14 protein-coding genes and 2 tRNA genes are annotated in these 13,933 nt (G+C 58.1%); 15 read left to right on the plus strand and 1 reads right to left on the minus strand.

From position 1 onward, the window contains the following. Window positions 1-49: 49 nt before the first annotated feature. Both PH562_RS23210 and PH562_RS23215 read left to right on the plus strand, forming a co-directional pair. Window positions 50-1,399, plus strand: coding sequence for an AAA family ATPase (locus tag PH562_RS23210; protein ID WP_285175984.1), 1,350 nt, complete (start codon window positions 50-52; stop codon window positions 1,397-1,399). Continuing rightward, window positions 1,399-2,049, plus strand: coding sequence for a hypothetical protein (locus tag PH562_RS23215; RefSeq protein WP_285175987.1), 651 nt, complete (start codon window positions 1,399-1,401; stop codon window positions 2,047-2,049). The genes PH562_RS23210 and PH562_RS23215 overlap by 1 nt, the downstream gene beginning before the upstream one ends. Before the next feature lie 152 nt (window positions 2,050-2,201). Here PH562_RS23215 and PH562_RS23220 read toward each other — a convergent pair. Beyond that, window positions 2,202-2,276, minus strand: a tRNA-Thr gene (locus PH562_RS23220). Window positions 2,277-2,432: 156 nt separating this feature from the next. Here PH562_RS23220 and PH562_RS23225 point away from each other — a divergent pair. The 13 genes from PH562_RS23225 (at window position 2,433) to PH562_RS23285 (ending at window position 13,930) form a co-directional block, all read left to right on the plus strand. Next, window positions 2,433-2,705: a hypothetical protein gene (locus tag PH562_RS23225; RefSeq protein ID WP_285175990.1), complete on the plus strand. Its 273-nt coding sequence runs from the start codon at window positions 2,433-2,435 to the stop codon at window positions 2,703-2,705. A gap of 144 nt (window positions 2,706-2,849) precedes the next feature. Next, entirely contained in the window at window positions 2,850-4,142 is a 1,293-nt protein-coding gene (gene murA, locus PH562_RS23230; protein WP_285175992.1) for a UDP-N-acetylglucosamine 1-carboxyvinyltransferase, read from the plus strand. Between the two features lie 334 nt (window positions 4,143-4,476). Next, a complete protein-coding gene (locus PH562_RS23235; RefSeq protein ID WP_113409086.1) occupies window positions 4,477-4,920 on the plus strand; it encodes a DUF2948 family protein in 444 nt (147 codons plus the stop codon). A gap of 58 nt (window positions 4,921-4,978) precedes the next feature. Continuing rightward, window positions 4,979-6,277, plus strand: coding sequence for a histidinol dehydrogenase (hisD, locus tag PH562_RS23240; RefSeq protein WP_285175995.1), 1,299 nt, complete (start codon window positions 4,979-4,981; stop codon window positions 6,275-6,277). Window positions 6,278-6,280: 3 nt separating this feature from the next. Continuing rightward, window positions 6,281-6,754: a UPF0262 family protein gene (locus tag PH562_RS23245; protein WP_015341224.1), complete on the plus strand. Its 474-nt coding sequence runs from the start codon at window positions 6,281-6,283 to the stop codon at window positions 6,752-6,754. A 5-nt stretch (window positions 6,755-6,759) separates the two neighbouring features. Continuing rightward, a complete protein-coding gene (locus PH562_RS23250) occupies window positions 6,760-7,242 on the plus strand; it encodes an arsenate-mycothiol transferase ArsC (RefSeq protein ID WP_113230883.1) in 483 nt (160 codons plus the stop codon). Window positions 7,243-7,384: 142 nt separating this feature from the next. Next, the gene (gene infA, locus PH562_RS23255; protein ID WP_004117876.1) at window positions 7,385-7,603 is read left to right on the plus strand and encodes a translation initiation factor IF-1; all 219 of its coding nucleotides are present in this window, start codon (window positions 7,385-7,387) and stop codon (window positions 7,601-7,603) included. A 90-nt stretch (window positions 7,604-7,693) separates the two neighbouring features. Further along, a complete protein-coding gene (locus PH562_RS23260) occupies window positions 7,694-8,314 on the plus strand; it encodes a Maf-like protein (protein WP_113230882.1) in 621 nt (206 codons plus the stop codon). Window positions 8,315-8,319: 5 nt separating this feature from the next. Further along, window positions 8,320-8,535 (plus strand): DNA gyrase inhibitor YacG, encoded by a 216-nt coding sequence (gene yacG, locus PH562_RS23265; protein ID WP_075851761.1) that lies wholly within the window; start codon window positions 8,320-8,322, stop codon window positions 8,533-8,535. A 196-nt stretch (window positions 8,536-8,731) separates the two neighbouring features. Continuing rightward, window positions 8,732-8,807: transfer RNA gene (locus PH562_RS23270), tRNA-Phe, on the plus strand. A gap of 336 nt (window positions 8,808-9,143) precedes the next feature. Next, complete coding sequence (locus PH562_RS23275) at window positions 9,144-11,090, plus strand: PrkA family serine protein kinase (protein WP_113230881.1); 1,947 nt, start codon at window positions 9,144-9,146, stop codon at window positions 11,088-11,090. A gap of 18 nt (window positions 11,091-11,108) precedes the next feature. Beyond that, on the plus strand, window positions 11,109-12,380 hold the full coding sequence (locus tag PH562_RS23280) for a YeaH/YhbH family protein (protein ID WP_285176006.1): 1,272 nt from the start codon (window positions 11,109-11,111) through the stop codon (window positions 12,378-12,380). Then, window positions 12,380-13,930: a SpoVR family protein gene (locus PH562_RS23285; protein ID WP_113230879.1), complete on the plus strand. Its 1,551-nt coding sequence runs from the start codon at window positions 12,380-12,382 to the stop codon at window positions 13,928-13,930. Before PH562_RS23280 ends, PH562_RS23285 begins: the two co-directional genes overlap by 1 nt. The last annotated feature ends 3 nt before the right edge of the window (window positions 13,931-13,933 follow it).

Consider the following 13,933-nt stretch of genomic DNA (forward strand, 5'->3'; position numbering starts at 1 on the left):
AGCACCGTTGAGTTAAGCCAAGGTGGGCCAGAGGATCACGGGTTTCAACATGCTGACACGAATAGAAATTGATGGCTTCAAGACCTTTGAAAATTTTGAGTTAAATCTTCGACCATTCACGGCAGTTGTCGGCCCCAATGCAAGTGGGAAATCGAATCTCTTCGATGCAATTAGGTTTATCTCTCTGCTTTCCCAGCAAGACATCCGAACTTCGATGATGGAACTAAGGGGAGAGCCTCAAGAGCTCTTCCGGGTAACGCCTACGAAGACATTTGACAGAATGCGCTTTGCAGTAGAAGTGCTACTCAACCGCGATGGTAAGGATCCGTTTGGAACAGCTTATTCATTGAAATCCCAGCGCATTCGATATGAACTAGAGCTTCATCTAAAGAAAGATGATCGAGGTTTCCCGGTGGGAATTTTTGTGCAGCATGAGACGTGCACAGCCATTAAGAAAAAAGATGACTCGTCTGATTTTATTAAGGTGCTGAAGTGGGTGAAGTATAGCGGCGGTTTGGCCCCGTTTATTCGGATGAAAGAGGAAGGCGGGGAAGCCAGTCGAAACGGTATCGAAATTCGTCAAGACGGAGAAATGAAACGCGGAAAACCTGTTACGCTTCCAGCAAACGAGGCTTCTCGTACCGCTCTTTCGACAGTCTCAACCGCTGAATTCCCCCATTTGTACGCCCTAAGAGAGCTTTTAAGTTCGACGAATTTTTTAGAGATCAACCCAACAGCTGCGCGCAAACCAAGTGATCGGTACGAGAGCAGAACTCTCAAGCCTGATGCGTCCAATCTTTCCGCTGTTCTCGCAAGACTTCAACAGGAAACGAGAAGCGATAGCGAACCTGACGGGGCCTTGGCTGACATCGCCAGCGACTTAAGTTCTCTTATAACAAGTGTCCGTGGAATCCGTGTGAATAATGATACTGAGGCGAAGGACTACTCTTTTAGCCTTCGATTGGCTGACGATCTGAATTTTAGTTCGCGAGTTATTTCAGACGGAACACTCCGACTTCTCGCTCTGCTAACCATTCTTAATGATCCTAAGCGGCGAGGCGTTCTTTGTTTTGAGGAGCCTGAAAACGGTGTCCATGAGGGCCGAATTGCGCAGTTAGTGAAGTTATTACGCACTTCCACTGATCTCGGGTCTTTTGAACCTAAACGGCCTCTTTTTCAGATTGTTATTAATACTCATTCACCAACCGTGATGCATAACCTCATGGACAATGAAATTGTCCTTGCCGACGTTGTTTCACATGTAGTGCCGAAGGTGGGAAAGTCACTAAAGACACGTATGCGCACAGGGATTGTGACCGAGCTAGATGGAGTCGATCCTAGGCGCTTGACTCGTTTTGAGGCCGATCGTTTGCTTAAGCAGCCATCGGAGGGCGTCTAGTGTATCTGAGTTGGGCCTTGTATGCAGAAGGTAACTCCGATCGGGATTACTTTGAAGCTTTCCTACCTCGTGTCCTTGAAGAGCTCATTCTTGCTGATGGAAAATTTTCGGTAGATGTTCCAAATAGTTGCGCGGTTCATTTAGGAAAATCTGGTCGTGGCATTGAAGAAGTAGCTGTCGAAGCTTGCGCAGCAAAGGGAGCATTTGAATTATTGTTTATCCATGCCGATACCGGCGGGAGGGCGTTAGCGGAAGGGATAGACGATCGTGCTCGGGCTTATATTGACAGAATGAGCGATGTTTGTGGAATTCGCAAAGATCGGGCTGTCATCATTGCGCCAAAACATGAGACGGAAGCGTGGTTGTTAGCAGATCGAAACGCTCTATTGGCAACGCTAGGTTATCGTGACAATCAGAATGCACTCGGTTTACCCAATAACGCGGATCAGGCAGAAAAACTGCCTGATCCTAAGGCAACCTTAAGGTCGGTCGTAGATGTCGTTTATGGAAATCGTATAACGGCGAAGCGCGACGTAAACTTTGGATCCATAGCTCTACAACAGGATTTCAAGAATCTTCGCGGATCTGCGTCGTACCTAAAGTTCGAGTCGGACTTGCGTGAAGCACTTTCAACATGGGGTATATTGTAACGAACTTTCCGCTGGTTATCGCTGAGCGGAATTCATCGAATTTCGGCGACGCTAATAGGGATGATCTGATCTAGTTGGCAACAATGCCTTAGCCGATCATGGATTTAGCTTACTGCTAAGATTCGGTATTTGGATTCCGCTGCCAAGGAAACTGGTGCTGCTAGAGAGATTTGAACTCTCGGCCTCTCCCTTACCAAGGGAGTGCTCTACCCCTGAGCTATAGCAGCATTCCGTGGCGCCACTTAAGTGCGCCGTATTGGGCGAGGCGGCTATTGCCATAGGTCGGGGCGGAGTGCAAGCCGCAAATTGCAAGTTCTTTGAAAGTTCGTTGGAAAAAATGTGTCGGTCTTTTGGCGCCTAAGGTTTTCCGCTATGAGGAAGCCATGGGTGCGGACAAGACGAAAAACGATGAAGGGCAGGCTTTGCAGGGTGGTTCGGCCTCCGGCGAGGCAGGCGAGACCGTGGGCGGCAAGCAGGTCACGGAGGCGGATCGGCGGCGCGAGCGTGCGGCGCAGAAGCTGCGCGAGAACCTGGCGCGGCGCAAGCAGCAGGTGCGGGCGCGGCGCGCCGGTCAGGCCGACGAGACGGATGGGCTGCCGGCGGCAAAGGCTGGGGATAATGCCGATTCCGCCGCAAAAAGGGACGAATCGCAATGATTGATGTCGCCCATCATCAAACGAATTGATGCGTTAATCTATTTCGTCTAAAGAGCGCCTTTTACCAGGTGCACGAAACCTGGCGCCCGCACTCAAAGGCGCCCGGAACTATCAGGAAAGGCGGGCCTCGCCCGTATTGCTTATATGGATCGTATCAGGATTGTCGGCGGCAATGAGCTCAACGGTATCATTCCGATCTCCGGCGCCAAGAATGCCGCCCTGCCGCTGATGATCGCCTCGCTTCTGACAAGCGATACCCTGACCCTCGAAAACGTGCCGCATCTCGCCGATGTCGAGCTCCTGATGCGCATTCTCGGCAATCACGGCGTCGATGTCGCCGTCAACGGCCGGCGCGAGCGCCAGGAAGACGGCTATTCCCGCACGATCCATTTCACCTGCCGCACCATCGTCGATACGACTGCACCTTATGAGCTCGTCGCCAAGATGCGCGCGAGCTTCTGGGTCATCGGGCCGCTGCTCGCCCGCGAGGGGCAGGCGCGCGTGTCGCTGCCGGGCGGCTGCGCCATCGGCACACGTCCGGTCGATCTCTTCATTGAGGGCTTGCAGGCGCTCGGCGCCACCATGGAAATCGATGGCGGCTATATCAATGCCACCGCGCCGAAGGGCGGCCTCATCGGTGCGCGTTATGACTTCCCGAAGGTTTCCGTTGGCGCGACGCATGTGATGATGATGGCCGCCACGCTTGCCCGCGGCACCACGATCATCGGCAATGCCGCCCGCGAGCCCGAAATCGTCGATCTCGCCAATTGCCTGATCGCCATGGGCGCCAAGATTTCCGGCGCCGGCACCAGCACGATCACCATCGAAGGCGTCACCTCGCTCTCCGGCGCCCGTCACCGCGTGCTGCCCGACCGTATCGAGACCGGCACCTATGCCATGGCCGTCGCCATGGCCGGTGGCGACGTCACGCTTGAGAATACCGATGTGGCGCTGCTCGACACCGCGCTCGAAAGCCTGCGCCGCGCCGGTGCCGTGGTTTCGCCGACCAACAACGGCATCCGCGTCATGCGCAATGGCGGCGGCATCCAGCCGGTCGACGTCGTCACCGATCCGTTCCCCGGCTTCCCGACCGACCTGCAGGCGCAGTTCATGGCGCTGATGACCCGCTCCTCGGGCGTCTCGAACATCACCGAGACCATCTTCGAAAACCGCTTCATGCATGTGCAGGAGCTTGCCCGCCTCGGTGCCAAAATCTCGCTTTCCGGTCAGACGGCCCGCGTCGAAGGCGTGCAGAAGCTGAAGGGCGCGCCTGTCATGGCGACCGACCTTCGCGCTTCCGTCTCGCTCGTCATTGCCGGCCTTGCCGCCGAAGGCGAGACGCTGGTGTCGCGCATCTATCACCTCGATCGCGGCTTCGAGCGACTGGAAGACAAGCTGACGCGCTGCGGCGCCGTCGTCGAGCGCATCAGCGACTAAGCCCTATCGCGCTTTCCCCCGAGCAATCGCATATGGGCAAATCGGCGCGGCAAATTCCTTCTCCCCGCTGGGGAGAAGGGGTGGCGGCGACTTCCGTTCATATGCGATTGTCCTCCCCCCGAGCAGCTTTCCGGTTTTCTGTATTCCGCTGTCGCAAAAGCGCGACAGCATTTTGGATGATCGAGCTTATTTCCATCCGTCGGCGCGAAGAGAGCCGGCAAGCCCGCTTTCTTCGGTTGCGTCTTTTGCGCTCGCATTTTATGTCCAGAATAGAGAAACCTCGGCAATCGTACTTGCCGGGTGTCCTGATGGCGCGATTAGGGATAAAGGACGAATGAGCGATCTCAAGCTAATGGCACTCGACACCGGAGACCTGGATGTCATCTCTGCCTATATGCAGGATAGCGTCTTCAAGGTCGGCGACATGTCCTATGCGCCGAAGCAGGAGCAGTTTTCGCTCGCGGCCAATCGTTTCGTCTGGGAACAATCGGACCAGCGCAGCAAGCCTTACGAACGCCATCGTTCCGCGCTGGTGTTCAAGCGCGTACAGGCCGTGCGCTCCAGCGGCTTCGACCGGCGCAACCGCGACGAAGTGTTGTCGCTGCTTGCCATCCGCTTCGAGCAGAAGGGCGAGGGGCCTGACGGCACGATAGAGCTTGCCCTTGCCGCCAACGCCACGATCGCGCTCGATGTCGAATGCATCGAGGCCCAGCTTGCGGATATCGGCGGGGCATGGGAAACGGCCCATAAGCCTCGGCATCCCGACGCGGGCGAATAGGCAGCGACGGTTGGATTTTTGCCGCCGCAGGCGGCCGCAGTGAAAGAGGAATATCAGTTTGGCTATCTGGCTGGATCAGGCGTCGGAAGGGTTCGAGCAGCAGTTCGCCGCATTCCTGACGACCAAGCGGGAAGTGTCCGAGGATGTGAATACCGTGGTGCGCGGCATCATCGACGATGTGCGGACGCGCGGCGATGCTGCCCTTGCAGACTATTCCAAGAAGTTCGACGGCGTCGATTTTGCCGTAACGCCGATGCGTGTCAGCGAAGCGGAGATCGATGCCGCGATCGAGGCCGTTCCGGCTGAGGTCCTTGGCGCGCTGAAGGTCGCTGCCACCCGCATCGAATCGCATCACCGCCGGCAGCTGCCGAAGGACGATATCTATGAGGACGATCTCGGTGTCGGTCTCGGCTCGCGCTGGACGGCGATCGAAGCGGTCGGCCTCTATGTGCCCGGCGGCACGGCGAGCTATCCGAGCTCGGTGCTGATGAATGCCGTTCCGGCCAAGGTCGCCGGCGTCGATCGCATCGTCATCGCCGTGCCGGCGACCGGCGGCGCCGTCAAGCCGGCCGTGCTTGCCGCCGCGCGCATGGCCGGCGTCGAGGAGATCTATCGCATCGGCGGCGCGCAGGCGATCGCGGCCCTTGCCTATGGCACCGAGACGATCGAGCCGGTCTACAAGATCACCGGCCCCGGCAATGCCTATGTGGCCGCGGCCAAGCGCCAGGTGTTCGGTACCGTCGGCATCGATATGATCGCCGGCCCCTCGGAAGTGCTTGTCATCGCCGACAAGAATAACGATCCTGACTGGATCGCCGCCGATCTGCTGGCGCAGGCTGAGCACGATGAAAGCGCGCAATCGATCCTGATCACCGACGATGCCGAATTCGGTCGGGCAGTGGAAGCGGCGGTCGAGCGGCAGCTGAAGCGGCTCAGCCGCTCGCAGACGGCGGCGGCGAGCTGGCGGGATTTCGGCGCGGTCATCCTGGTCTCCGATCTGAAGCAGGCGATACCGCTCGCCAACCGCATCGCGGCCGAACATCTGGAGCTGGCGGTCGACGATCCCGAGCCGCTTTTGGCCGGTGTTCGCAATGCCGGAGCGATCTTCGTCGGCCGTCATACGCCCGAAGTGATCGGCGACTATGTCGGTGGCTCGAACCATGTGCTGCCGACGGCCCGCTCCGCCCGCTTCTCCTCTGGACTTTCCGTGCTGGATTTCGTCAAGCGCACCTCTATTCTCCGGCTTGGAGCGGAGCAGCTTCGCGCGCTCGGCCCGGCGGCGATCGCGCTTGCCAATTCCGAGGGGCTGGATGCACATGCGCGGTCGGTCGCGATTCGCCTCAATCTCGAGGGGTAAGGCATGGCAAAGGGCGTCTTCCGGCTGAGCGACGTGGTCCTGGACGACACGATCGGCCGCTCGACGCCCGATGTCGAGCATGAGCGTGCCGTCGCCATTTTCGACCTGATCGAGGAAAACAGCTTCGCGCCCGTCGGGCATGAGGGCGGGCCTTATCTGCTGAACCTGTCGCTGGTCGAGCAGAAGCTGGTCTTCGACATCCGCATGGAAGATGGCGGGGTTGTCGCCACCCATATCCTGTCGCTCACCCCGTTTCGCCGGATCGTGAAGGATTACTTCATGATCTGCGAGAGCTATTACGAGGCGATCCGCTCCGCCACGCCAAGCCGCATCGAGGCGATCGACATGGGCCGGCGCGGCATCCACAACGAAGGCTCCCAGACGCTGATGGACCGGCTGAACGGCAAGATCAGCGTGGATTTCGATACGGCGCGGCGGCTCTTCACGCTCGTCTGCGTGCTCTACTGGCGCGGGTGACTGCCATGGACGAGCCGCAGGCGATCGAGCACAATGGTAGGTCGTCCGGGGGCAAATCCCCCAGCGCCATCCTCTTCATGTGCGGCCTGAATACCATTCGTTCGCCGATGGCCGAAGCGATCGCTCGGCAGATGCTGCCGCAGGGCACCTATATCGCCTCGGCGGGGGTGCGCGCCGGCGAGCGCAATCCCTTCGTCGATGTCGTGCTTTCCGAGATGGGGCTCTCGCTCGGCCGGCGACAGCCGCAGACCTTGGAGGAGCTGGAAGATGATTTCTTCGATATCATCATCACGCTCTCTCCTGAAGCGCATCACGCCGCGCTGGAATTGACGCGGGCCAATGCGATTGACGTCATCTATTGGCCGACGATGGACCCTTCCGCGACGGACGGAACACGCGATCAGGTTCTGGATGCCTATCGCGGGGTGAGGGACTATCTTCTCGGCCTGATCGAGAGCAGGCTTGTGGAACATCGCGGCTCGCTTTAGAGCTGCAAATGAAACAAATGCAGAAACCCTTATCAACGTGGTTCACAAAACCGCGGCGATTGTGTAGTTTCCGCGCAAATTTCCGGCGACCCAGCCTTTTTAACAGGAACGCCGGCCCCAACCGACAGGAAAAGAAGCTTTAATGCCGAAAGAAGAAGTCCTCGAATTTCCCGGTGTCGTCACCGAACTCCTGCCGAACGCGACCTTTCGCGTGAAGCTGGAAAACGAGCACGAGATCATCGCCCACACCGCGGGCCGCATGCGCAAGAACCGCATCCGCGTTCTGGCGGGCGACAAGGTGCTGGTGGAAATGACCCCTTACGACCTGACCAAGGGCCGCATCACCTACCGTTTCAAGTAGTCCGCCGCTCGCTGGAGCCGGATGCCGCCGACATTTTCGGCATCACGCTCCGGAGCCGGCTCTCATTCCCGCATGACAGGTCGAGATCTGATGGCGTTGAAACACAAGCTGATACTGGCCTCCGGATCGCCGCGTCGCGTCGAGCTCCTGCATCAGTCAGGCATCGAGCCCGCGCGTCTCATGCCGATGGACATCGACGAGGCGCCGAAGAAATCGGAGCATCCACGCTCGCTGGCGCGCCGGCTTTCGGCGGAGAAGGGCGATGCCGCCTTTGCCGCCATCAAGAGCGATGCCGCCTGGCAGGGGAGCTATATCCTTTCGGCCGACACGGTCGTCGCCGTCGGGCGGCGCATCCTGCCGAAGGCGGAATTCGTCGATGAAGCGGCTGCGGCCCTGCATCTGCTCTCCGGTCGCGGCCATGTCGTCTATACCGGCATCTGCCTGATCACGCCGGACCGGAAGGCGCGCCAGAAGGTGGTGGAAACCAAGGTGCGTTTCAAGCGGCTTTCGAGCCGCGATATCGACATGTATCTTGCCTCCGGCCAGTGGCGCGGCAAGGCGGGAGCCTACGGCATTCAGGGGCTTGCCGGTTCCTTCGTGCAGAAACTTGTCGGTTCCTACACCAATGTCGTCGGATTGCCGCTTTATGAAACCATGCTGCTGCTGGCAGGCGAGGGATTCGATGTCCACGCCGGATGGCAGGAAGGATAGTCGTCATGACGAAGGCTGAAGAGATCAAGGTCGGTTCGAAAGTCGAGCCGCTGCGAAAGACGCGTCCCTGTCCGGAATGCGGCCGCCCTTCACTGCGTGAGCATTATCCCTTCTGCTCGGATCGCTGCCGCTCCGTCGATCTCTCGCGGTGGCTCAATGGCTCCTATGCCATTCCCGTCACCGAGGACGAGACGAAGGCCGACGGCTCCGATCAGGACTGAACGCAGTTTTCCAAAGAGGTTCGATGTTGCGAACCTCTTCATTTTGTTCGCGAATTGGCAAAATTCGATTTCCTGTCAAAAAAGAGTCATTTGCGGCTGGACATGGCCGAACAAGATGCTATAACCCCGCTCGCTTCCGGGGCGAACCAACCGCCCAGCGCCCCTCAAGGCTCTTCTCTCGACGCGAAGCACGGATGCCCAGATAGCTCAGTTGGTAGAGCAGCGGATTGAAAATCCGCGTGTCGCTGGTTCGATTCCGGCTCTGGGCACCATCTTTTCTCCCCAATCATGCGGACAATGAAGCCTGACGCTGGCTTCGACCAATTCTTCGCCGAGATCGTGTATTTGCAAGAATACGCGGCCGATGCGTCGACCATGGTTGCATATCCAGATGCGTGTGGTGTATGATCGCAACAATCCTATAGTTGCGTTTCATTAATTCGGTGCATGACCCCATCAAGATATTGATGACATTTGGAATCAAGCGTACGAATTATTGACAGATCACCTATTGATTCGAAGCGGATCATACCGCACTTTAGATACAGCGGGATAAAGTGATCTCGTAAAAGCCGGCGTTAATTGCAATAGCAAGCTACCGAGGCGCCATGTTAAACAACGATGTTCTGTTCAACACGTTCGCCCGTACTTTTGAAGCACGGCGCGAAGTCGAGATGTCATTCTCAGAATACCTGGAAGCGTGCCGGGATGATCCGCTCATGTACGCAAATGCGGCTGAGCGGCTGCTGGCAGCCATGGGCGAACCACTGCTGATCGATACGGCCAAGGATACAAGGCTTGGGCGTATCTTCATGAACCGGACCATCCGGACTTATCCGGCTTTTTCGGGCTTTTTCGGCATGGAAGAGACGATCGAACGCATCGTCGCCTTCTTCCGCCATGCGGCCCAGGGGCTGGAGGAGCGCAAGCAGATCCTCTATCTGCTCGGGCCCGTCGGCGGCGGCAAGTCATCGCTCGCCGAGCGGCTGAAATCATTGATGGAAGTTCATCCCATCTATGTCCTCAAGGCCGGTAACGAGCTGAGCCCAGTCTTCGAAAGCCCGCTCAGCCTGTTCGATCCTGTCACCATGGGGCCGATGATCGAGGAGCGCTATGGCATTCCGCGCCGTCGTCTGACCGGGCTGATGAGCCCCTGGTGCCTGAAGCGGCTGGAAGAGTTCGAAGGCGATATTTCCCGCTTCCGCGTCGTCAGGATGCAGCCCTCGAGGCTGCGGCAAATCGCCGTCGCCAAGACGGAGCCGGGTGACGAGAACAATCAGGACATCTCCTCGCTGGTCGGCAAGGTGGATATCCGCAAGCTCGAAAGTCTCGCGCAGAACGACCCGGATGCCTACAGCTACTCTGGGGCATTGAACCGTGCCAACCAGGGCATCCTCGAATTCGTCGAAATGTTCAAGGCGCCGATCAAGATGCTGCACCCGTTGCTGACGGCGACGCAGGAAGGCAATTACATCGGTACGGAAAATATCGGTGCGATACCTTTCTCCGGCATCATTCTGGCACACTCAAACGAGTCGGAATGGCAGACATTCAAGGCCAACAAAAACAATGAAGCGTTCATCGACCGTATCTGCGTGGTGAAAGTGCCTTATTGCCTACGGGTCACCGAAGAGCAGAAGATCTATGAGAAGCTGATCGAGGAATCCGAGCTCAGCGACGCGCCCTGCGCGCCGTCGACCCTGGAGACGCTCGCCCGCTTCACGGTTCTGACGCGGCTTTCCAAGCACGAAAATTCGACCGCCTTCTCCAAGCTTCGGGTCTACGACGGCGAGAGCCTGAAGGAGACCGATCCGAGAGCGCGTAGCGTACAGGAATATCGTGATTCGGCCGGTGTCGACGAGGGCATGGATGGGGCCTCCACCCGTTTTGCCTTCAAAGTGCTGGCGGCAACCTTCAACTACGATACGACAGAAGTCGGTGCCGATCCGGTACATCTGATGTACATGCTGGAGCAGTCAATCCGCCGCGAACAGCTGCCGCTTGAAACCGAGAAGCTCTATATTGAGTTTATCAAGAGCGAACTGGCACCGCGCTATGCGGAGTTCATCGGCAACGAGATCCAGAAGGCCTATCTGGAATCCTATGCGGATTACGGTCAGAACCTCTTCGATCGCTATGTCGACTATGCGGACGCGTGGATCGAGGATGTCGATTTCAAAGATCCGGATACCGGCCAGCTTCTCGATCGCGAGCTTCTGAACCAGGAGCTCACCAAGATCGAAAAGCCGGCAGGCATCGCCAATCCGAAGGACTTCCGCAACGAGGTGGTCAAGTTCTGCCTGCGGGCACGAGCGAGCCACGGCGGCAAGAATCCGTCCTGGACCAGCTACGAGAAGATCCGTGAAGTCATCGAAAAACGGATGTTCTCTCAAGTGGAGGACCTTCTGCCCGTCATCTCGTTCGGCTCCAAGAAGGATGGCGAGACGGAGAAGAAACATGGCGAATTCGTCGAGCGGATGGTCGCGCGGGGTTACACCGAACGGCAAGTCCGGCGGCTTGTGGAATGGTACATGCGTGTGAAACAGGCGGGATGAGCCACCAAGGAAGAAGGAATGCACATTGTTGACAGACGCCTGAACCCAGGCGGAAAAAGTCTGGAAAATCGTCAACGATTTTTGCGAAGAGCAAAAGCGCTGGTGCAGAGAGCGGTCTATGAATCCTCTCAAAATCGCGACATTCAGGACATTCTGAAGGGTGGCGAAATCAGCATTCCCCTGGATGGAACCGAGGAACCTCGGTTCCATCGCGGCCCAGAGGGCCTGAAGGAACATATTCTTCCCGGCAACAAGGACTTCATCGAAGGCGATATGCTTCCCCGCCCTGAGGGCGGTGGCGGCAAGTCGCGGGCCGGCGGCGATGGAACCGGCGAGGATGCCTTCCGCTTCATCCTAACGCGGGACGAATTCCTCGATCTCTTCCTCGACGATCTCGAATTGCCCGATCTTGCCAAGCGCCGCCTGATGTCGGCGGAGCAGATCAACCCGGTGCGCTCGGGCTATTCGGTGACGGGATCGCCCGCCAATCTTGCCATCAATCGCACGATGCGGCTTGCCATGATGCGTCGCGTCGCGCTGCATCGCCCGAAGCCGGAAACGGTCGAAAAGCTCATCGAGGAGGCTGAGGAGTGCACGGACGAGAAGCGCCGAGCACAACTCGAAGACGAAATCAAAAGACTGGAATCGAAGGTCCGGCGCATTCCCTATATCGATCCGATCGATATTCGCTATCGCCGCTTCGAGAACGAGCCGAAGCCGGTGGCGCAAGCCGTCATGTTCTGCCTGATGGACGTCTCCGGCTCGATGACGGAGCACATGAAGGATCTCGCCAAGCGTTTCTACATGCTGCTCTACATCTTCCTGACCCGGCAGTACCGCCGCGTCGAGATCGTCTTCATCCGCCATACCGACGTAGCGGAAGAGGTGGACGAGGAGACCTTCTTCCGCAGCCCGGCAACGGGCGGCACGCAGGTTTCGAGCGCTCTCGAGGCCATGCGGCGGATCGTGCGTGATCGTTTCCCTGCTTCCGACTGGAATATCTACGCGGCACAGGCGTCCGACGGCGACAACGCCTATTCCGACAATGCGACGACGGCGGCGCTGATGACGAGCGAGATCCTGCCCGTCTGCCAATATTTCGCTTATCTCGAAGTGGGGGAATCACGCAGCGTCGCGATCTCGTCCGGCTCGGCGATCTGGTCGCTTTACGAGCGGATGCAGGCGGGGTGGCCGGTGCTTTCCATGCGGCGTGTCAGCGATCGCAGCCAGATCTATCCGGTCTTCCACGATCTCTTCCAGCGCCGGACGGCGGAAACAAGGAGCGGATAATGGCAAAGAAGGCATCGATGGAGCGGCTTTTCGAAGGCGCGGACTGGGATTTCGCCACCATCCAGCGAATTCACGATGCCTGCGAGAAGATCGCCGTCGATGAGCTCGGGCTCGATGTTTACCCCAATCAGATCGAGATCATTACCGCCGAGCAGATGCTCGACGTCTATTCTTCGATCGGCATGCCGCTCTTTTACAAGCATTGGTCCTTCGGCAAGCATTTCGCCCATCACGAGGCCTTTTACCGTAAGGGCCTGCGCGGGCTCGCCTATGAGATCGTCATCAACAGTTCGCCCTGCATCTCCTATCTGATGGAGGAGAATAGCGCGACGATGCAGGCGCTCGTTATCGCGCATGCCGCCTTCGGCCATAATCACTTTTTCAAGAACAATTATCTCTTCAAGCTCTGGACCGATGCCGAAGGCATTCTCGACTATCTTAACTTCGCCAAGAGCTATATCGCGCGCTGCGAGGAGCGCTATGGCCATGCTGCCGTCGAGCGCACGTTGGACGCCGCCCATGCGCTGATGTCGCATGGTGTGCATCGCTATGCCGGCAAGAAGACGCCGGACTTGCGCGACGAAGAGAAGCGCGAGCGCGAGCGGCGCGAATATGACGAGAAGATCTTCAACGATCTCTGGCGCACGGTTCCTAGCGGGCCGGGCAAGAAGACCCACGATCTCGATCTGGAGCGCCGGCGTGCGCTGGCCGGTCTGCCGCAGGAGAACATCCTCTATTTCCTGGAAAAGATGGCGCCGCGCCTAAAGCCCTGGCAGCGCGAGATCATCCGCATCGTGCGGCATGTGGCACAGTATTTCTATCCGCAGAGCCAGACCAAGGTGATGAACGAGGGCACTGCGACCTATGTGCACTATCGCATCATGACGCGGCTGCACGAGCTTGGCGGCATCGGCGATGGCGATTTTCTGGAATTCCTGAAATCGCATACCAACGTGGTTTTCCAGCCGACCTTCAACGATCCGCGCTATTCCGGCCTCAACCCTTACGCGATCGGTTTTGCCATGATGCAGGATATCGAGCGCATCGTGACGAAGCCGGAGGAGGAGGATCGCCAGTGGTTCCCCGAGATCGCCGGCACCGGCGATGCCATGGCGGTGCTGCGCGATCTCTGGGCCAATTATCGCGACGAGAGTTTCGTGGCGCAGTTCTTAAGCCCGCACCTGATGCGCAAGATGCGCATGTTCCAGCTGACGGATGATCCCGAGGAGGAAGAGGGACTGAGGGTTGCAGCCATTCATGATGAGCGCGGCTACCGGCGTATCCGGCGCGAGCTGTCACGGCAATATGATGTCGGCTGGATCGATCCGCATATCGAGATCGTCGATGTCGATCTTGCCGGCGATAGGCGGTTGCTGGTCAAGCATACGGTGCTGAACGGCGCGATGCTCGATGATATGGATGCCAAGCGCGTGCTGCAGCATCTGGCCGATCTCTGGAGCTACGACGTGCTGATGCAGGAGGTCGATCGCTCCGGCGCGGTGCTGCGCGATCATCTTGTGCATCCACGGTCTTCGGCGCTCGCGGCGTAAACA

Origin of the sequence: Rhizobium centroccidentale (genome assembly GCF_030182565.1) — a bacterium.
GTDB lineage: Bacteria > Pseudomonadota > Alphaproteobacteria > Rhizobiales > Rhizobiaceae > Rhizobium.